1 protein-coding gene is annotated in these 22792 nt (G+C 61.0%); it reads right to left on the bottom strand.

All coding sequences use genetic code 11. The annotated features are described in order from the left end of the window. The gene (locus tag ACKWMY_RS24480) at window positions 1-22512 is read right to left on the bottom strand and encodes an Ig-like domain-containing protein (RefSeq protein WP_409487214.1); all 22512 of its coding nucleotides are present in this window, start codon (window positions 22510-22512) and stop codon (window positions 1-3) included. Window positions 22513-22792 lie beyond the last annotated feature (280 nt).

The raw sequence follows: 22792 nt of genomic DNA, 5'->3' as shown, positions 1-22792 counted from the left end.
CTACACCAGATTGACGTGCAGGCCTTGCTGCACCAGAACATCTCCCAGGGTGTTGCCGCTTTCGAGGGCTGAGTTGTGGTAAACATCAAACACTTGCCCGTCTACCGTCCGTTGACCTACGGTGCTCCAGGTACCGCCTTCGCCCTGGGTCAGATTGACCTGGTCGCCGGTAGTCCCCTTGATCAGCAGATCGTCGCTGGAAGCGTCCTTCACGGTCAGCGCTTCGTGCAGATCCAGCGTGATGCTGTTGGTGCCGCTGGTGCCTAAATCGAAGATATCGATGTGTTGCACCTTCAGGCCCAGCGCCGTCAGATCCAGGTTGAGGTTTTTGCCATCCAGCTCCAGGGTATCGATACCCGCGCCGCCGTCGATCGACAGGAAGTCGAGGGCGTTGACGTGGATCACATCGTTACCGCTGCTGCCGTGAATGGTGTCGCCGCTGGCGGTGGTGCCATCCGCCAGATTGATGGTGACGCCGCCAATGCTGAAGGTGCTGTCTTCAACCTTGGTTTCACTTGTGGTATCCACCGGCAGCGTTGGGTTCACCACCAGCGTGCTGGTGGCTGGTTCACTGGTATCCGTGGTAGTAGGAGTGCTGCTGACCTCACTGGTTGGCGTGCTGGTTTCTGTCGTGGTGTGTTGCACGGCGGCTACCTGAGCATGCTGTACCGCTGTGTGATCGGTAGTGCTGTCGGTAGTGGTGTTTTCAGAACCTGAAGTATCCAGCGACAGCGTTTCGACCGCGGCGTTGGCGGTCATCAGCAGTGGCAGTTCGATACCGGATGTCAGCCCCGCAGAAACGCTGACCCCGTTGCCCGCCAGGTCGGTGACCGAAGCCGCCACTACGGTGCCCAACAGGGTAGGTATCAGGTTGAGCACGTTCAGACCCTTAAGGGCGTTGGTGGTGTCGAATTTCACCGTCCAATGTCCGGTGGCATCCACGGTGCCTTGCAAGGTACTGCCCAGCAAGGTCACGCTCACCTTCGCGCCTTGCTGCACGTTCAGGCTGGTACCGCTGACGGTCAGGCCGTTGGTCAGAATGCCTAGCGCACCAGTCAGGGTTCCTAGAGCATCAATACCCAACAGCGGCAACGCGTGGATTTTCACCGTGGCGTTGGCGTTGGCCGAGCTGGTGTTACCGTAGCGATCGGTGACGGTAACGCCAACCGACAATGGTCCATCTGCCAGATTGACCAGGTTCAGGGTAGGAACGCTGACGCTCCATTTCCCGTCGTTGCCTACGGCAGCGCTCAATACCAGTCCCCCCACATTAACGCTGACGCTACCACCGATGGCGTTGGTGGTGGTGCCGCCGATCAGTTGGTTCAGGTTGGCTTCGCTCAGGTTGAGGAAACCATCGCCAAACAGACTGCCCAGGCTGACGGTCGGCAGGTTATGGATGCCCACGCCCAGATCGGCGCTGATGCTGCCGGTTTTCCCTGCGGAGTTGGTGACCGAAACCCCCAGTGACAGATTGCCATCCAGCAGGCTGGACAGGTTGAGCGGTGTCAGGCTGAGTGACCAACTGCCATCGGCTTTCACCTGGGTGGTGAAGGTATTGCTACCAAGGTGAATCTGAATGGTCGAACCCGGTGCGTTGGTAGCGTGACCGCTGATGATCTGGTTGCTGGTCGCTTCCAGTGCATTCAGCAGGCCGTCACCGCCGAACAGCGGATCGAGCGTCAGGGTTGGTAGGGCGTTGATCAGCACGTTGAGCGGGCTGACCTTGCTCACGGTGTTACCTGCCGCATCGGTGAGGCTGGCGGTGACGTTGGTCAGGCCATCCAATAACCCTTGCAGATCCAGAGTTGGGATCGGCAACTGCCATTTGCCAGTGGCATCGACGCTGGTGGTGTAGGTGTGGCTGCCCAGCGTCAAGGTGATGGTGGTCCCGGCCGACACGTTACCTGCGTTGCCGCTCAGGATCTGCGGTGACAGCAGATCGCTCAGATCCAGCGTACCGTCGCCAAACAGCGGGTTCAGCGTCAGCGTTGGCAGGATGGTCGCCACGTTGAGGCCTACGCTGGCACCGCTGGTGTTACCTGCCGGATCGGTGACCGTGGCGCTGACGATCAGGTTACCCGCCGCCAGATCCGCCAACTGCAGCGGATTGATGGTGGTACTCCAGCTACCGTCGGCACCGACCGTGGCGTTCAGTTGCAGCGTACCGACCTTGATCACCACCTGGGAACCCGCCGCCGCATTGGTGGTGGTACCGCTGATGGTCTGGGTCAGCAGCGCTTCGGCCGCATTGAGGAAGCCGTCGCCGCCAAACAGCGGGTTCAGCGCCAGCGTTGGCAGCTTGTTGACGATCACATTAATCGCCGTATTCAGCACGCCGGTGTTGCCGGAGCCATCCAGCACCGAAACGCCAACGTTGATATTGCCGTCCAGCAGGGTGTGCAGATCGGCAGGTTGCAGCACCAGGCTGAACTTGCCGTCGGCACCGACGGTGGTCAGGAAGTTTTTACCGCCAAGAGAAACCTGCACCTGCGCACCTGCGCTGGCGAAGGCCACGGTACCGCTGACGGTTTGCGCCACCAACGCTTCCGCCGCGTTGAGGAAGCCATCACCGCCAAACAGCGGATCGAGCGTGATCACCGGCAGTTTCACATCCAGCTGTAGCCCGGCAGTGGCGCTGGTGGTGTTACCCACCGCATCGGTCGCCGAGGCGGTGACGGTAAAGTTACCGTTGCCCAGCCCTTGCAGGATGCCGAGGATATCCGGGGTAACGGTAGCACTCCATTTGCCACCATCGCCTACGGTGGCCGTCAGCGTTTGCGAACCGGCAATATCCAGATTGATAGTGGCACCCTTCGCCAGATTGGTGACGGTGCCGCTGATGGTCTGGTTGAGCAGCAGATCCGCTACGTTGAGGATGCCGTCGCCAAAGATCGGATCCAGCACGATGTGCGGCAGATTGTGGATGATGGCGGTGATATCGATATTTTTACTCACCACGTTACCGGCAGAATCGGTCACCGAGACGCCTAGCGCCAGATTGCCGTCGCTCAGGGCAGCCAGATCCAGCGGCGGGATCGACAGGCTCCAGGCACCGCCCGCTCCGACGCTAGCGGTATAGGTTTTGGTGCCCAGGCTGACGCTAACGCTGCCGCCACCGATACCAAGACCGTTAATCACCCCGCTGATGGTCTGAGACACCCCGGCTTCAACCGCATTCAGCAGACCATCGCCAAAGGCAACGACCGGGCCGATCACCGGCAGGTTGTGGGTCAGCACGTTGATATCGATCAGATCGTTAACCACGTTGCCGTGGGAATCGACGATCTGCACGTTGACCTGTGCCAGACCATCACCCAACAGGTTGAGCTGGCTAGGCAGCAGTGACACGCTCCATTGGCCGTTACCGCCAACGACCGCATCCAGCGTAATGCCTGCGATGGTGACGTGAACAACCGCCCCGTTGTAATCGCCGGTGGCGTTACCGCTGATCACCTGAGTCAGCAGCGATTCGGCCAGGTTCAGCACGCCATCGCCGCCAAACAGGGCGTTAACCCCCGCGCCGAGCGTTTTGTTCAACGCCACGTTTAGCGTTACGTCGGTATGGCTGCTGTTGCCAGCGGTGTCGGTCAGCGTGACGCCGATGATCTGCGGCCCATCGGTCAGGCTTTGCAGATTAAGCGACGGCAGCGGAATGCTCCATTTGCCATCCGGGCCAACCACCACGCTGGCGGTCAACGGCCCCAACGTAACGGTGACGGTTTCGCCAACGCCGCCGGTCCCGGTTAATGTCTGGCCGAGCAGGGCTTCTGCCAGCGTCAGGATATTGTCCCCGGTCAGCAGATCGACCGAGAGCAGCGGTGCTGTGGTATCGGTAGTAATGACGTGCGTTGCCGGCGTGGTGTTGCCTGCTGCATCGGACAGGGTGGCATTAATGGTGCTACTGCCCTGCGGCAGGTTAACCAGATCTGCCGGTGGCACGTTGACCGACCAGGTGCCGGCGCCGCTGACCTGCGCACTGTAGGTTTTGCCGTTCAGCGTGACGGTGACAATGCGGCCTGCTTCCGAGACCGAAGCGGTACCGGAGATCGCCTGGGCGACGGTGCTTTCACTGGCGTTCAACACGTCGTTACCCGCGAAGGTATTGATGGTGAGCGTCGGTGGAATGCGGTCGACCAACACGGTTTCGCTGGCGGTAAACACCGTCGGCAGTGGTGTCAGCAAGGTGGTGCTGGCCGAAACCACGATGTTGCCGTCAACCGGGAAGGTCACCACAGTGCTGAAGGTGCCATCCGCCAGGGTGGTAACCGGGATCCCCAGTGGCAAACCACCAACGATAATGGTCACTACCTGACCAAGCCCGATCCCACCAACCACTTTACCGGTCAGGTTGATGATCAACCCGACTTCGCTGGCGTTAACGATGTTATCGCCGGTGATCGGATCAACGGTAATAATCTGGCCCGGAGGCGTCAGATTAACGGTGAAGCTGTGGTTGTCGACGGCGACGTTCCTGGCCTGATCGCTGACCTGAGCCGTGATGCTTGGCGTACCGCTCAGGGCTTTCAAGTCGGCAGGCAGGACAGATACGCTCCAACTGCCATCGGCCAACACCACCCCGGTATAGGTTTTGCTATTGAGCGTAACGGTCACTTGTTGCCCAACCGCGACATTGGTGGTGGTGCCGGTTATCAGCTGTACCGATTGGCTCTCGGCATAGTTGATGGTGTTATCCGCCGTGAAGTTACTGATGGTGACGGACGGCAGCGTGTTGACCGAAATATGTACCGAAGAACCGGCCGTACCCTGGTTGCCTGCGGCATCCGTGGCGGTCACGGTGATGGTGTTATCGCCCTCTGCCAATGCTTTTAACTGCGGTGTCGTCAGCGCCAGGCTCCAGTTGCCGCCGCTGACCAGTGCGGTAAAGGTTTGGCTACCGATCTTCACGCTAACGGTTGTCGCATCACCGGCGCTGCCAGTGAGGATTTGCCCCAGGTTGGCCTCGGCCAGGTTGAGGAAACCGTCACCGAACGGTGTGTTAATGGTTGGCACCGGCGCGGTGAGATCGCTGGTGAAGTTCAGAGCACTGCTATTGGTGTTGCCTGCGGCGTCGGTCGCCGTGACGGTCAGCACGTGTGGCCCATCCAGCAAGGTGCTCAGGGTGGCAGCAGGCAGTGGTAACGCCCAGTTGCCGTTGATATCAACCTGCGCGTTGTAACTGACGCCATTGACATCGATCACCACTTTCACCGCCTGGCCTGCACCGTTTACCCCGGTGGTGCCGGTGATGGTCAACGCACCGGCGGCTTCGCTGATGCTCAGAATACCGTCAACGCCAAACGGCGGAACGATAGTGGGCTGTGGCAAGGTGAGAGAAGCGGTCACATCCAGCGGCGTGGTGGTGGCCGTATTGCCGCCACGATCCTCGACGGTGACTTCAACGGTGTGTTGCCCGTTGGTGAACACGCCAAGCTGGGTCGGGGTGAGTTGCAGAGACCAGCCACCCAGACCATCGGCCTGAGCGGTAAAGGTCTGCTGATCTGGCTGCCCGGCATCCACTGTTACCGTAACGATCTGGCCGTTGCCGACCAGGCCGGTTTTGCCGGTCAGGGTTTGCGCCAGCGCGGCTTCGGCAATATTCAGCAGGCCATCGCCAAACGGCAGATCCAGAGTTGGCAACGGCAGCTTGTTGATCAGGATTTCCAGCGAGCCATTGGTGCTGCTGATGTTACCCACTGCGTCGGTAACCGTGACCGTGATTGGCCAGTTGCCATCCGGCAGGCCGAGCAGGGTGGCGCTGTCGAGTGGCAGCGTCCAACTGCCGTCGGCATTTACCGTGGCGTTCAGGATCAGGCCATTAACGTTCACCTTCACGGTCTGGCCGAGATTGCTATTGATGCCGGTGGTACCGGTGAGGGCTCCGCCCAGCAAGGCTTCGGCGTGGTTGATGATGCCATCGACAAATGGCGTGTTCAGCTCGGCCACTGGCAGCCCGGTGAGGATGCTGTCAAAGTCCAGCGTTGCGCCGTGGCTGTTGCCGCCTTTATCGGTAGCGACCACGCTGATGGTATGCGGGCCATCCAGCAGCCCCAGCAGATCGTTAGTCGGTAAGGTGACGCTCCACTGGCCGTTGTTGGCGACCGTGGCGTTGTAGTCTTTACCGTTGAGGCTGACCACCACCGTTTGACCGTTGCCGATAATGCCGGTGGTGCCGGTCAGCAACTGATTGACCCCGGCCTCCACCAGGTTCAGTGCCCCGTCGCCAAATGGCGGGTTAATGGTTGGATTCGGCAGGATATGCGACAGGATCTCCAGCGAACCACCGGCGCTGGCAGGGTTACCTGCCGCATCCACGGCGGAGACCACCACCTGCACGGTGCCGTCTGCCAGCAAGGCCAGGGCATTGGCTGGGATTAGCGCGCTCCAGGTGCCATCGTTATTCACGATACCGTTCACTACGTAGGTGCCAATCTTGACCACTACCGGGGTGTTAACCAGCAAGTTGACCGCTGCACCGCCGATTGGCGTCGCGACGCCCAGTTCGGCAATATTAAGAATGTTGTCACCGAACAACGGGTTCAACGTCAATGATGGCAGCGTATGGGTATTGACCGCCACCGTGATGGAGTCTGATACGCCGTTACCTGCGGCGTCGGTGACGCTCACACCGATGGTCACGTTGCCATCCAACAGCCCTTGCAGGATATTGCTTGGGATATTCACGCTCCACGCACCGGTCGTTGGATCCGCCAGGGCGGTGTAAACGTTGGCGCCCAGCGTGACGGTAACGGTCAGGCCCGGATCGGTATGGCCGCTTAACACTTGCCCCAGCAGCGCTTCCGCCAGGTTCAGGATGTTATCGCCGGCAAACAGATCGATCTCCAGCAATGGCGGCACGGTGTCGACCGTGACGTTATGGGTAGCACTGGCCGGGTTATCGGCAATGTCGGTAACCGTTGCGGTGACTGTCTGTGAGCCTTGCGGCAATGCCTGCACGTCGGCTGATGGCACCGTCGCGCTCCAGCTACCGTCTGCTCCCACCACGGCGGTGTAGGTTTTGCCGTTGAGCAGCACGCTGACCACCTGGGCAGGCTGTACGTGGCTGGATCCCCCGCTGATGATGATGGCAGCTTTCGCCTCGTTGGCGTTGATGATGTCATCACCGGCAATCACGTTGACCGACAGCTGCGGCAGATTGCCCGCATCGGTGATCACGGTGAGGTTGTGGTTGGCGGTGGCCTGGTTGCCAGAGGTATCGCTAACCGTGGCGGTGATGGTGTCTTTACCGTCTGGCAAGGCCCCCACATCCACTGCCGGAACCTGCAGACTCCAACTGCCGTCCGCGCCGACGACGGCGGTATAGGTTTTGCCATTGAGCGTTACGGTGACCTGTTGCCCTTGTTCGACGCGCTGGCTCCCCCCGCTGATGGTCAACGGCAGGTTGGATTCCGCCAGGCTGAGGTAGTCATCGCCGGACAGGGTGTTGATGGTCAACAGCGGTGCCTGGGCCGGGTCGGTATCCAGGGTGATGCCGTGGCTGACGCTGCCGGTGTTGCCAGCGGCGTCGGTCAAGGTGGCGGTGATGGAAGAGGCACCGTTCGGCAGGTTAGCCAGATCGCCAGCCGGAATGGTGACGCTCCAACTGCCATCCGCCAGCACCAGCCCGTTATAGGTCAAGCCGTTGATGGTGACTTTCACTACCACTGGCTGGCCGCTGTCGTTGATCGGTGCGGTACCGGTGATTTGCAGCGCTTGCTGACTTTCGGCGATGTTGATGATGTCATCACCGCTGACGGTGTTGATGGTCAGCACCGGCACGGTCAGGTCGACCGTGGCGCTGGCGTTAACGCTGGAGGTGTTGCCAGCCACGTCGCTGACGGTGACCCCAATGTTGGTTGGGCCATCTGGCAGTGCGGACAGATCGGCGCTCGGTACCGTCACGCTCCAATGGCCGCTGTTATCCACGATGCCGGTATAGGTTTTCCCTCCCAGCACCACACTGACAGTTTGCCCACTGCCGCTCACGCCGGTGGTGCCGCTCAGCGTTTGATCGCTGGTGGACTCCGCCTTATTGAGGTAGCCATCGCCGAACGGTGTGTTCAGGGTGGCGATCGGCAGACTGTTGATCAGCACGCCCAACTGCTGCGAACCAGTGACCAGATTGCCCGCTTCGTCGGTAGCGCTGACGGTAACGGTCAGTTTGCCATCGCCCAGGATCGTCAGGTCGGTGGATGGGACCGTCGTCGTCCAACTGCCATCGGCCTGTACGATCGCCTCGTAGAACTTGCCGTTAAGCGCGATGGTGACGGTGGCTCCGGCGGCAACGTTGACTGAACTACCGCTAATGCTGATCCCGGCGGCAGCCTCTACGGCGTTCAGCTCATTGTCACCGGTGATTGGGGCAATCGCCAGGGCGCTTTGAGTGAGATCGACCGTAACGTCATGGGTGGCGCTGGCCGGGTTACCGGCTTTATCGGTTACGTCGGCGGTGATCGTTAAACTGCCGTTGGTCAGTAGAGCCAGATCGGCGGCGGGGACGCTGGTGCTCCATGAACCGTCTGCCTGCACGGTGGCGGTATAGGTTTTGCCATTGAGGGTGATGGAAACGATCTGCCCGGCTTCAACATGCAGACTGCTGCCGCTCAGGGTTTGCGTTGCCTGCACCTCGGCACCGTCAATGATATTGTTGCCCGCAAAGGTGCCGATGGTCAGTACCGGTGCGTTCAACGCGCTGGCATCAACCCCGATGGCGTGGGTGACGCTGGTGCTGTTACCGGCGCTATCGGTCAGGGTGGCAACCAGGTTATAGCTGCCATCGGACAGTGCGGTGAGATCGGCGGTTGGCAGTGAAGTGCTCCACGAACCGTCTGGCTGAACCACCGCGGTGTAGGTTTTACCGTTCAATGTCAGCGTCACGGTACGACCTGCATCCCCGATGGAGGCGGTGCCCGAAACGGTCTGGTTGAGCAGCACCTCTGCGCTATTAAGCACGTCATCACCGGCAATCACGCCAACGGTGAGGGTCGGAGCGACCTTATCGACCAAGACTGTGCCATTCAGGGTATTGCTGTTGCCCGCAGAATCGGTGACCACTACGTTGAGCACTGGTGTCCCATCCGGCAACGCCTGTAGATCGCCAACCGGAACGGTGACGCTCCAGTTGCCGCTACCGTCCACCGTACCGGTGTAGGTTTTATCCCCAAGGGTTACGGTCACTGTTTGCCCCGGCGTGGTGATGCCGGTGGAGCCGGTGATGGTCTGCGGTTGGCCCGCTTCCGTACCGTTCAAGATGCCATCGCCAAACGGCGTATTGAGAGTGGCGTCTGGCAGATTATGGATAAACACGCCCAGCGTATGGCTGCTGCTGACCGGGTTACCGGCCTGATCGACCGCAGAAACGCTCAGGTTGATATTGCCGTCTGCCAACAGCGCCAGATCGGCCGGTGGTACCAGCACGCTCCAGGAACCGTCCGCCAGCGTAATGCCGGTGTAGGTTTTACCGTTCAGCGTTACGGTCACGCTTGCGCCGGTGGCCAGGTTGAGGCTGCTACCGTTGATGGTTAATGGCAGCAGGCTTTCGGCCAGATTCAGCTTATCGTCACCAGCAATCACATCGATGGCGATGCCGCTCAGGGCCGTGTTGACCACCACGTTATGCGTTGCTGTTGCCGGGTTGCCAGAGGTATCGCTGACGGTGACGCTAATGGTGCTGCTGCCCTGAGCCAGTTGGCCCAGATCGGCGGCGGGCACGCTGGTGCTCCAGGTACCGTCTGCCAGCACGGTGGCGGTGTAGGTTTTGCCATTCAGCGTGATGGTTACCAACTGGCCCGCTTCCACGTGGGTGGTAGTGCCGCTCAGAGTCTGGCTGGTTTTCACCTCTGCGCCGTCGATAATATCGTTACCGGCAAACACGTTGATGCTCAGGGTTGGCAGATCCAGCGGATTGGCGTCGATCGTCACGTTATGGGTGACGGTGGTGGTGTTGCCCGCCGCATCGCTCAAGGTGGTGGTTAATGGATAACTGCCATCGCCTATCGCTTGCAGATCGGCGCTTGGGATGGTGGCACTCCAGGTGCCGTCGTTGGCGACTACCCCGGTATAGGACTTACCGTTGAAGGTCACTGTGACGGTACGGCCGGCGTCGGCGATGGAAGCCGTGCCGGAAACCACCTGGTCGCTGAGGCTTTCCAGTGCGTTAACCTTATCATCCCCGGCAAACGGCTTGACGGCCAGAGTTGGTGGCACCAGATCGACCTGTGCCGTAGTGCTGCCAGGCACGCTATTACCCGCGGAGTCCGTAGCGGATACGCGGATGGTATTGCTGCCCGCTGGCAGGTTTTGCAGATCGGCCGATGGGATGGAAACGCTCCAGTTACCGCTGCCATCCACGGTTGCGGTATAGGTTTTTCCACCCAGAGTGACGATCACGCTTTGTCCCGCACCAGGGATGCCGGTGCTGCCGCTCAGCAGTTGTGCTGTGGCGGCCTCAGCCTGATTGAGGAAACCATCACCAAACGGCAGATTGATGGTTGGCTCCGGCAGGGTATGGATATGCACATCCAGTGAATGGCTGTTGCTGACCGGATCGACCCCCGGGTTGGAGACGCTGGCGGTGACCGTTGTCAGGCCGTCTTGCAGCGCCAGCAGATCGGCGCTGTTCACCGATACGCTCCAACTGCCGTTAGCCAGAACAACGCCGGTGTAGGTCTTGCCGTTCAAGGTTACGGTAACGGTTTGGCCAGCGTTCACATTGACCGTGGTCCCGCTGATGGTCAGCGGCTGTGAGGCTTCGGTCAGGTTCAGCTTATCGTCACCGGCAATCAGGTTAATGGCGATGCTTTCCACCGCCGTATCGACGCTGATGGTATGGCTGCTGGTGGCCGGGTTACCTGCCAGATCGCTGACGCTGGCGGTGATGGTAGCCTGGCCGTTGGCCAGCAACGCCATATCGGCCGCCGGAACGTTAACGCTCCAGCTGCCGCCTAACTGCACGGTGGCGAAGTAGGTTTTGCCGTTCAGGGTAAGGGTAACGGTCTGGCCCACTTCTACATGAGTGGTGGTACCTGACAGGGCCTGGGTGACCAGCGCTTCGGCCCCGTTAACGATATCGTCCCCGGCGAATGCGCCGATGCTCAGCGTTGGCAGGTTGGCCGGATTGGCATCGACATTGAGGCTGTGGGTGACGCTGGTGCTGTTGCCAGCCGCATCGGTGAGGGTGGCGACCAGATTATGGCTACCGTCGGCGAGCGCTTGCAGATCGGCGGCAGGCAGGCTGGTGCTCCATGAACCATTTGGCTGTACCACGGCGGTGTAAGTCTTGCCGTTCAAGGTCAGAGTTACGCTGCGGCCAGCATCCGCGACTGAGGCGGTACCGGAGACAGTTTGTGCCACCTGTACTTCGGCGGCGTTCAGCACATCATCTCCTGCAACCAGACCCACGGTGAGGGTTGGTGCGGTCTCGTCAACGGTAACGGTGGTGTTCAGCGTATTGCTGTTTCCAGCGGCATCGGAGACCACCACGGACAAGGTTGGTGTACCGTCTGGCAACGCTTGCAGATCGGCGCTTGGTAGCGTGACGCTCCAGTTGCCGCTGCCGTCTACGGTGCCGGTGTAGGTTTTGCCACCCAGGGTGACCGTGACGGTCTGGCCTGGCGTAGTGATGCCGGTAGAACCCGTGATGGTCTGCGGTTGACCCGCTTCCGTGCCGTTCAGGATGCCATCGCCAAACGGTGTGTTCAGGGTGGCTTCTGGCAGGCTATGGGTAAACACGCCCAGGTTGTGGCTGTCGCTGACCGGGTTACCGGCCAGATCGGTGGCGGTGACGGTCACGGTGGTGGTGCCATCGGCCAGCAAGGCCAGATCGGCCGCTGGCACGGAGACGCTCCAGGAGCCATCTGCCAGCGTGGTACCGGTGTAGGTTTTACCGTTCAAGGTCACTGTAACCGTGGCACCTACAGCCAGATTGGTGCTGCTACCGCTGATTGCCAACGGCAGCAGGCTTTCCGCCAGGTTGAGTTTGTCATCGCCTGCGATCACGGCAATCGACAGCCCACTGAGGTTGGTGTCAACGGTCACCTCATGACTGCCGCTGGCTGGGTTACCTGCAGTGTCGTTGACGGTGGCGGTAATGGTGGTCTGGCCGTTAGCCAGCAGCGCCAGATCGGCAGCCGGTACGCTGGTGCTCCAGGAGCCGTCTGCCAGCACGGTGGCGGTGTAAGTTTTGCCGTTCAGGGTGAGGGTGACGGTCTGGCCCGCCTCCACATGGGTGGTGGCACCAGACAGGGTCTGGGCCGTTTTCACTTCGGCGCCGTCGATAATGTCGTTACCGGCGAACACGCCGATGCTGACGGTCGGCAGGTTGGCCGGGTTGGCATCGACGCTGAGGCTGTGGGTGACGCTGGTGCTGTTGCCTGCGGCATCGGTGAGGATTGCCACCAGGTTGTGGCTACCGTCGCTGAGCGCTTGCAGATCGGCAGCGGGCACGCTGGTGCTCCACGAGCCATCTGGCTGCACCACCGCGGTGTAGGTTTTGCCGTTGAGCGTCAGGGTGACGGTGCGACCCGCATCCGCGATCGAGGCGCTGCCGGAGACGGTCTGCGCCACCTGTACTTCGGCAGCGTTCAGCACGTCATCGCCAGCAATCAGACCCACGGTGAGGGTTGGTGCGGTTTCATCGACGGTGACGGTGGTGTTCAACGTGTTGCTGTTACCCGCGGTATCGGTGACCGTGACGGTCAAGGCCGGCGTGCCGTCCGGCAATGCTTGCAGGTCGACGGCAGGGACGGTGACGCTCCAGTGGCCAGAGCCGTCGACGGTGCCGGTGTAGGTTTTGCCACCCAGGGTGACCGTGACGGTCTGCCCCGGCGTGGTGATGCCGGTAGAACCCGTGAGGGTTTGCGGCTGACCCGCTTCTGCACCATTCAAAATGCCGTCGCCAAACGGTGTGTTCAGGGTGGCGTCCGGCAGACTGTGGATAAACACGCCAAGATCGTGGCTACCGCTGACCGGGTTACCGGCCAGATCGACGGCGGTCACACTGAGGGTGGTGGTACCATCAGCCAGCAAGGCCAGATCGGCCGCAGGCACGGTGACGCTCCAGGTCCCGTCTGCCAGCGTGGTACCGGTGTAGGTTTTACCGTTCAAGGTGACAGTAACCGTAGCCCCAACGGCCAGGTTGGCACTGCCGCCGTTGATGGTGAGTGGCAGCAGGCTTTCCGCCAGATTGAGCTTGTCGTCACCGGCGATCACGGCGATCGACAGGCCGCTCAGGCTGGTATCAACGGTCACCTCATGGCTGGCGTTGGCCGGGTTACCGGCGCTGTCGCTCACGGTGGCGGTAATGGTGGTCTGGCCGTTAGCCAGTAGCGCCAGATCGGCAGCCGGTACGCTGGTGCTCCAGGAACCATCGGCCAGCACGGTAGCGGTGTAGGTTTTACCGTTCAGGGTGACGGTGACGGTCTGGCCCGCCTCCACGTGGGTGGTGGTGCCAGAGATCGTCTGGGCCGTTTTGACTTCCGCGCCATCGATAATGTCGTTACCGGCGAAGATGCCGATGCTAACGGTTGGCAGGTTGGCCGGGTTGGCATCGACGCTGATGCCGTGGGTGACGCTGGTGCTGTTGCCTGCGGCATCGGTGAGGGTAGCGACCAGGTTATGGCTACCATCGCTGAGCGCTTGCAGATCGGCGGCAGGCAGGCTGGTGCTCCACGAACCGTCCGGTTGCACCACGGCGGTGTAGGTTTTGCCATTCAAAGTCAGGGTGACGGTGCGGCCTGCATCACCAATCGAGGCGGTACCGGACACGGTCTGCGCCACCAAGACTTCGGCGGCGTTCAGCACATCATCGCCAGCAATCAAGCCCACGGTGAGGGTTGGTGCGGTTTCATCGACGGTGACGGTGGTATTGAGCGTATTGCTGTTACCGGCGGCATCGGTGACCGTGACGGTCAAGGCCGGTGTGCCGTCTGGCAGCGCTTGCAGGTCGGCGGCAGGGACGGTGACGCTCCAGTGGCCAGAGCCATCCACGGTGCCGGTGTAGGTTTTACCGCCCAAAGTGACCGTAACAGTCTGGCCCGGGGTAGTAATGCCGGTGGTACCCGTGAGGGTCTGCGGCTGGCCCGCCTCTGCGCCATTCAGGATACCATCGCCAAACGGTGTGTTCAGGGTGGCGTCTGGCAGATTGTGGATAAACACGCCCAGATTATGGCTGTTGCTGACCAGGTTGCCGCCCTGATCGACGGCGCTGACGCTGACGGTGGTGGTGCCATCGGCCAGTAGTGCCAAATCGGCAGCCGGGACCTGAACGCTCCAGGAACCGTCTGGGAGGGTCAGGCCGATGTAAATCTTGCCATTCAGCGTCACGGTAACGATGGCACCGAGCGGCAGATTGGCGCTGTCGCCGGAGATCGTCAGTGGCAGTTGGCTTTCTGCCAGGTTCAATTTGTCATCCCCTGCGATCACGGAGATGGACAGTCCACTGAGGTTGGTGTCGACGGTCACGTCATGGCTGGCACTGGCCGGGTTACCGGCACTGTCGCTGACGGTGGCGGTGATGGTGGTCTGGCCGTTGGCCAACAGTGCCAGATCGGCGGCCGGAACGCTGGTGCTCCAGGTACCATTTGCCAAGACGGTGGCGGTGTAGGTTTTTCCGTTCAGGGTGAGGGTGACGGTCTGACCCGCTTCCACATGGGTGGTGGTACCGGTCAGGGTCTGGGCGGTTTTCACTTCCGCGCCGTCGACAATGTCGTTACCGGCGAACACGTTGATGCTGAGCGTTGGCAGGTTGGCCGGGTTGGCATCCACACCGAGGACATGGGTAGTGCTGGTGCTGTTGCCCGCGGCATCGGTCAGAGTGGCGACCAGGTTGTGGCTGCCATCGCTGAGCGCTTGCAGATCGGCGGCGGGTAGGCTGGTGCTCCACGAGCCATCTGGCTGCACCACCGCGGTATAGGTTTTGCCATTCAAAGTCAGGGTGACGGTGCGGCCTGCATCGGCGATTGAGGCGGTGCCGGACACGGTCTGCGCCACCTGTACCTCGGCGGCATTCAATACATCATCCCCGGCTACCACGTTAACGGTCAGGGTTGGTGCGGTCTCATCGACGGTGACGGTGGTGTTCAGGGTATTGCTGTTACCGGCGGCATCGGTGGCGGTGACGGTCAAGGCTGGCGTGCCGTCCGGCAACGTTTGCAGATCGGCCGCAGGGACGGTGACGCTCCAGTGGCCAGAGCCATCCACGGTGCCGGTGTAGGTTTTACCACCCAGAGTAACGGTGACGGTCTGGCCCGGCGTGGTGATGCCGGTAGAACCTGTGAGGGTCTGTGGCTGACCCGCTTCCGTGCTGTTCAGAATGCCGTCGCCAAACGGTGTGTTCAGGGTGGCGGTTGGCAGGCTATGGATAAATACGCCCAGATCGTGGCTGCCGCTGACCGGGTTACCGGCCAGATCGATGGCGGTGACGGTTACGGTGGTGGTGCCATCGGCGAGCAACGCCAAGTCGGCCGCAGGCACGGAGATGCTCCAGGAACCGTCTGCCAGCGTGGTGCCGGTGTAGGTTTTACCGTTCAAGGTGACAGTAACCGTAGCCCCAACGGCCAGGTTCTGGCTGTTGCCGTGGATCGCCAGCGGCAATTGGCTTTCGGCCAGGCTGAGTTTGTCATCGCCTGCGATCACGGCGATTGACAGGCCGCTCAGGCTGGTGTCGACGGTCACGTCATGGCTGGCGCTGGCCGGGTTACCGGCACTGTCGCTGACGGTGGCGGTGATGGTGGTCTGGCCGTTGGCCAGCAGTGCCAGATCGGCGGCCGGTACGCTGGTGCTCCAGGAGCCGTCTGCCAGCACGGTAGCGGTGTAGGTTTTGCCGTTCAGGGTGAGGGTGACGGTCTGGCCCGCCTCCACGTGGGTGGTGGTGCCAGACAGGGTCTGGGCGGTTTTCACTTCGGCTCCGTCGATAATGTCATTACCGGCGAAGATGCCAATGCTAACGGTTGGCAGATTGGCCGGGTTGGCATCGACGCTGATGCCGTGGGTGACGCTGGTGCTGTTGCCAGCCGCATCGGTCAGGGTGGCCACCAGGTTGTGGCTGCCATCGCTGAGCGCTTGCAGATCGGCGGCAGGCAGGCTGGTGCTCCACGAACCGTCCGGTTGCACCACCGCGGTGTAGGTTTTGCCGTTCAAGGTCAGGGTCACGGTGCGGCCCGCATCGGCAACGGACGCGGTGCCAGACACGGTCTGCGCCACCTGTACTTCGGCGGCGTTCAGCACATCATCCCCGGCAATCAGACCCACGGTGAGGGTCGGCGCGGTCTCATCGACGGTGACGGTGGTATTGAGCGTATTGCTGTTACCGGCGGCATCGGTGACCGTGACGGTCAAGGCCGGCGTGCCGTCCGGCAACGCTTGCAGGTCTGCACTTGGCAGCGTGACGCTCCAGTGGCCAGAGCCATCCACGGTGCCGGTGTAGGTTTTACCCCCCAGGGTTACCGTGACGGTCTGCCCCGGGGTAGTAATGCCGGTGGTACCCGTGAGGGTCTGCGGCTGGCCCGCCTCTGCACCGTTCAGGATGCCATCGCCAAACGGTGTGTTCAGCGTCGCATCCGGCAGGCTATGGATAAATACGCCCAGGTTGTGGCTGTCGCTGACCGGATTACCGGCCTGATCGACGGCGGTGACGGTCACGGTGGCGGAGCCATCGGCCAGCAACGCCAGATCGGCGGCAGGTACGGTGACGCTCCAGGAACCGTCCGCCAGCGTGGTGCCGGTGTAGGTTTTACCGTTGAGCGTGACTGTCACTGTCGCGCCGGTGGCCAGATTGGCACTGCTGCCGCTGATGACCAATGGCAGTTGGCTTTCTGCCAGACTGAGTTTGTCGTCGCCTGCGATCACGGCGATAGACAGGCCGCTGAGAGCGGTATCGACGGTGACTTCATGATTGGCTGTTGCTGGATTACCGGCGCTGTCGCTGACGGTAGCGGTAATGGTGGTCTGGCCGTTGGCCAGCAGGGCCAGATCGGCGGCCGGTACGCTGGTGCTCCAGGAGCCGTCTGCCAAGACGGTGGCGGTGTAGGTTTTACCGTTCAGGGTGACGGTGACGGTCTGCCCGGCCTGCACATGGGTGGTGTTCCCCGAGATCGTCTGGGCGGTTTTCACTTCGGCTCCGTCGACAATGTCGTTACCGGCGAACACGTTGATGCTGAGGGTTGGCAGGTTGGCCGGATTGGCATCGACGCTGATGCTGTGGGTGACGCTGGTGCTGTTGCCAGCCGCATCGGTGAGGGTGGCCACCAGGTTGTGGCTGCCGTCGGTGAGCGCTTGCAGATCGGCGGCGGGCAGGCTGGTGCTCCACGAACCATCTGGCTGCACCACCGCGGTGTAGGTTTTGCCATTCAAAGTCAGGGTGACGGTGCGGCCTGCATCACCAATCGAGGCGGTGCCGGACACGGTCTGCGCCACCTGTACCTCGGCGGCATTCAATACATCATCCCCGGCTACCACGTTAACGGTCAGGGTTGGTGCGGTCTCGTCAACGGTAACGGTGGTGTTCAGCGTATTGCTGTTTCCGGCGGCATCGGTGACCGTGACGGTCAAGGCCGGCGTGCCGTCCGGCAGTGCTTGCAGATCGGCCGCCGGAATGGTGACGCTCCAGTGGCCAGAGCCGTCCACGGTGGCGGTGTAGGTTTTACCGCCCAGAGTGACCGTAACAGTCTGGCCCGGGGTAGTAATGCCGGTGGTACCCGTAAGGGTCTGCGGCTGGCCCGCTTCTGCACCGTTCAGGATACCATCGCCAAACGGTGTGTTCAGGGTGACGTCCGGCAGACCATGGATAAACACGCCCAGATTGTGACTGCTACTGACCGGGTTGCCGGCCAGATCGGTGGCGGTGACGGTCACGGTGGTGGTGCCATCGGCCAGCAACGCCAGATCGGCCGCAGGTACGGAGACGCTCCAGGAACCGTCCGCCAGCGTGGTGCCGGTGTAGGTTTTACCGTTGAGTGTGACAGTCACGGTCGTGCCCGTGGCCAGGTTCTCGCTGCTGCCGTGGATGGCCAGCGGCAGCTGGCTCTCGGCCAGGCTGAGTTTGTCGTCGCCCGCGATCACGGCGATCGACAGGCCGCTCAGGCTGGTGTCGACGGTCACGTCATGGCTGGCGCTGGCTGGGTTACCGGCACTGTCGCTGACGGTGGCGGTGATGGTGGTCTGGCCGTTGGCCAGCAGGGCCAGGTCGGCGGCCGGTACGCTGGTGCTCCAGGAGCCGTCTGCCAGCACGGTGGCGGTGTAGGTTTTGCCGTTCAGGGTGACGGTGACGGTCTGTCCGGCCTGCACATGGGTGGTGTTCCCCGAGAGGGTCTGGGCGGTTTTCACTTCCGCGCCGTCGACAATGTCGTTACCGGCGAACACGTTGATGCTGAGGGTTGGCAGGTTGGCCGGGTCGGCGTCGACGTTGATGCTGTGGGTGACGCTGGTGCTGTTGCCCGCGGCATCGGTGAGGGTAGCCACCAGGTTATGGCTGCCGTCGCTGAGTGCCTGCAAGTCAGCGGCAGGCAGTGAAGCGCTCCAGGTGCCGTCCGGTTGCACCACGGCGGTGTAGGTTTTGCCGTTCAAGGTCAGGGTGACGGTACGGCCTGCATCGGCAACGGACGCGGTGCCAGATACGGTCTGCGCCACCTGTACTTCGGCGGCGTTCAGCGCGTCATCCCCGGCCACCACGTTAACGGTGAGGGTTGGCGCGGTCTCATCGACGGTGACGGTGGTATTGAGCGTATTACTGTTACCGGCGGCATCGGTGACCGTGACGGTCAAAGCCGGCGTGCCGTCCGGCAGTGCTTGCAGATCGGCCGCCGGAATGGTGACGCTCCAGTGGCCAGAGCCATCCACGGTGCCGGTGTAGGTTTTGCCGCCCAGAGTAACGCTGATGGTCTGCCCTGGCGTGGTGATGCCGGTGGTGCCGGTAAGCGTCTGTGGTTGACCCGCTTCTGCGCCATTCAGGATGCCATCGCCAAACGGTGTGTTTAGCGTCGCATCCGGCAGGCTATGGATAAACACGCCCAGGTTGTGGCTGTCGCTGACCGGGTTACCGGCCTGATCGACGGCGGTGACGGTCACGGTGGTGGTGCCATCGGCCAGCAACGCCAGATCGGCCGCAGGTACGGAGACGCTCCAGGAACCATCCGCCAGCGTGGTGCCGGTGTAGGTTTTACCGTTGAGTGTGACAGTCACGGTCGTGCCCGTGGCCAGGTTTTCGCTGCTGCCGTGGATGGCCAGCGGCAGCTGGCTCTCGGCCAGGTTGAGTTTGTCGTCGCCCGCGATCACGTCGATGGACAGGCCGCTGAGGCTGGTGTCGACGGTCACGTCATGGCTGGCGCTGGCCGGGTTACCCGCTTTGTCGCTGACGGTGGCGGTGATGGTGGTCTGGCCGTTGGCCAGCAGGGCCAGATCGGCGGCCGGTACGCTGGTGCTCCAGGAGCCGTCTGCCAGCACGGTGGCGGTGTAGGTTTTACCGTTCAGGGTGACGGTGACGGTCTGTCCGGCCTGCACATGGGTGGTGTTCCCCGAGAGGGTCTGGGCGGTTTTCACTTCCGCGCCGTCGACAATGTCGTTACCGGCGAACACGTTGATGCTGAGGGTTGGCAGGTTGGCCGGGTCGGCGTCGACGTTGATGCTGTGGGTGACGCTGGTGCTGTTGCCAGCCGCATCGGTGAGGGTGGCCACCAGGTTGTGGCTGCCGTCGCTGAGTGCCTGCAAGTCAGCCGCAGGCAGTGAAGCGCTCCAGGTGCCGTCCGGTTGCACCACGGCGGTGTAGGTTTTGCCGTTCAAGGTCAGGGTGACGGTACGGCCTGCATCCGCGATTGAGGCGGTGCCGGACACGGTTTGCGCCACCTGTACTTCGGCGGCGTTCAGCACGTCATCCCCGGCCACCACGTTAACGGTGAGGGTTGGCGCGGTCTCATCGACGGTGACGGTGGTATTGAGCGTATTGCTGTTACCGGCGGCATCGGTGGCGGTGACGGTCAAGGCCGGCGTGCCGTCCGGCAGTGCTTGCAGATCGGCCGCCGGAATGGTGACGCTCCAGTGGCCAGAGCCATCCACGGTGCCGGTGTAGGTTTTGCCGCCCAGAGTGACCGTAACAGTCTGGCCTGGGGTAGTAATGCCGGTGGTACCCGTAAGGGTCTGCGGCTGGCCCGCCTCCGTGCCATTCAGGATGCCATCACCAAACGGTGTGTTCAGAGTCACCGCAGGCAAATCATGAGTATAAACGTCAAGATTATGCGTGGTGGTCACGGTAGAACCATCGTTGCCTGTCACGCTGGCAGAAATAGTGTTGTTGCCTTCGGCCAGCAGTTGCAGATCGGCGCTAGGCACCTGCAATGTCCAACTGCCGTCCGCCAATACCTGCGCAGTATAGGTTTTACCATTGAGGGTGACGGTCACGGTTGCACCAACGGCAACGTTGGCCGTGGTACCGTTAATGGCCAGGGGAAGCCCGGCTTCGACGGCGTTGAGCTTATCGTCTGAAGAGACAATGCCGATATTGATGGCCGAAATATGGTTGTCTACGGTGATAACCTGCGGTGCAGTCGTGGTCGTATTGCCCGCCTGATCGCTAATCGTGGCGATCATCTCGTAGGTACCGTTGGTCAGGGCCGCCATGTCTGCGGCGGGCACGCTGATGCTCCATTTACCATCTGCGCCTACGGTGCCGGTATAGGTTTTGCCGTTGAATGAAACGCTGACCACCAGCCCGGCTTCGCTGACGGAGGCGGTGCCGGTGATATTTTGTGCCGATTTTTGCTCGTCGGCGGAGACAAAGTCATCCCCGGTAAACTTATCCAGCGTCAGCACCGGTGGAACAGTGTCTACCTGCACATGCTCTGTTACGGTAGTGCTGTTGCCTGCGGCGTCGGTAGCCGTCACGGTGAGGGTGTTATCCCCTTGGGCCAACGCTTGCAAGTCTGCGGCAGGCAGTACCAGGCTCCACTTGCCATCTGCGCCCGTCACCGCCGTGTAGGTTTTACCATTCAGGCTAACGACAATTGTCTGGCCTGGATTACTGGTGCCACTCAGCGTCTGTGGCGTATGTGCCTCGGCGGCGTTGAGCACATCGTCCCCGGCCAGTTTGTTTACGGTCAGTTCAGGGGCGGTTAAATCGACGGTGATCGTTTCATGAGCGCTGGCGCTTTGGCCTGCTTTGTCGGTGACGGTGGCATTGATCGTGATCGAGCCATTGGCCAGCGCAGCCAGATCGGCGGCAGGCAGTGAAAGCGACCAACTGCCATCACTCTGAACCACTGCGCTATAGGTTTTGCCGTTCAGGGTAATGGTAACGGTTTGTCCCGCTTCGACATTCTGCGTATGGCCGCTCAGCGTTTGGGCGCTTTTCGCTTCGTTGGCATTGAGAACGTTATCGTTGGCTAGGGCGCTAATAGAGATCTGTGGAGAGGTATTATTGATCGTGGTGTCAACGGAGAACGGGTGATCCAGCGTGGTTTGGTTGCCCGCTTTATCGACAGAGGTCGCGATCAGGTCATAGTTACCGTTTTTCAGCAAAGCCAGATCCGCCGCAGGCAGTTGCAGACTCCACTTGCCATCGCTGCCGACCGTCGTGGTGTAGGTCTTGCCGTTCAGGGTCACGGTCACCGTCAACCCTGCTTCGCCGGTACCGGTCAGCGCCTGTGACGTCTTCAACTCTGTGCCGGTCAGATGGTCGTCGCCGGTCAATGGATTGACGGTCAAGACCGGCGGGGTGATATCGACCAGTACGCTGATCGTTTTTTCGACGCTAATCCCATCCTGGTTAGTCAGTTTAACCGTCAGTTGATAATTGCCGTCTTTCAGGCCAGCAAGCGCAGCGGAGCTGAAGTCAAAGCTCCACTTGCCATCGGCCCCGACGGTAGTGGTGTAACTTTTGCCGTTGAGCGTCAGCGTGATGGTCACGCCTGCGGCAACGCCGGTGGTCAGGCCGCTCAGCAACTGGGCAATTTTAACCTCACTGGCGTTCAGAACGTTGTCCTGGCCCAGTGTTCCGACGGTCAGGGTCGGTTGTTCTGGTGGTACGGAAGGATTTTCATTGTTGTGGTTGTTCTTCCCCGTCCCCGTAGCGATGGCGACGCCAGCCCCAAGCGCCAGGCCAGCCAGAATGGCTGCAATGGCACCGTTGGATAAATCATGGTTGCCAATCAGCAGAGGCGAAACGTCAGACAGTGATTCAAACTGCGGTGTGATCAGCACTGGCTCGGCGGAAGCTGCGGTTGCCGGGAATATCGCGTGCTGGATGGCACCATTGCCATCATCAAACACCAATTCACTGTGTTTGCCGTCGGCGTCTACGTCAAAGAAGCTCTGATAACGCACCGTTGTGCCATCTTTCATGTGCACGATCAAATCGTTATCTTGGCGCTCATAGCTGCTCACCAAAGCCTGGGTGCCATGGATCCGCACAATGCTGCTTTGCGTCAGGCTTACGGAACGGGTACCGGTTGCGACGTCAGCGATTCTTGCGCCGCCGTGACGAGCAATAATATCAACAGCCCCAAGGGTAAAATTGGATTGTGCCATGTGGTTAGCCTCTGAACGCCAAAGTTAATTTGCATAGCGCGCCAAAGCCGCTGGTGTGGCTTTTGTAGGCGCGCTGGAATGCCCGAGGGGGTGCCCTAGAGCTAAATTTAACCTGGTGTTTAGATGACTAATTAATACAAAGTTAACTATAAACTCATCCCTGATAGGGTTTATGATTAAGTTTCCTAACTTATCTGTGAGGTAAGGTATAAGCAAGCTTTGATAAAAATGCCATAGGCGGCAATGATTATTGTGCCTGCTTGTTATTGATAAAAATTCT

Origin of the sequence: Serratia sp. J2 (assembly GCF_046269175.1) — a bacterium.
GTDB classification, from domain to species: domain Bacteria; phylum Pseudomonadota; class Gammaproteobacteria; order Enterobacterales; family Enterobacteriaceae; genus Chania; species Chania fonticola_C.
This window is presented reverse-complemented; position numbering and strand designations above follow the sequence as displayed.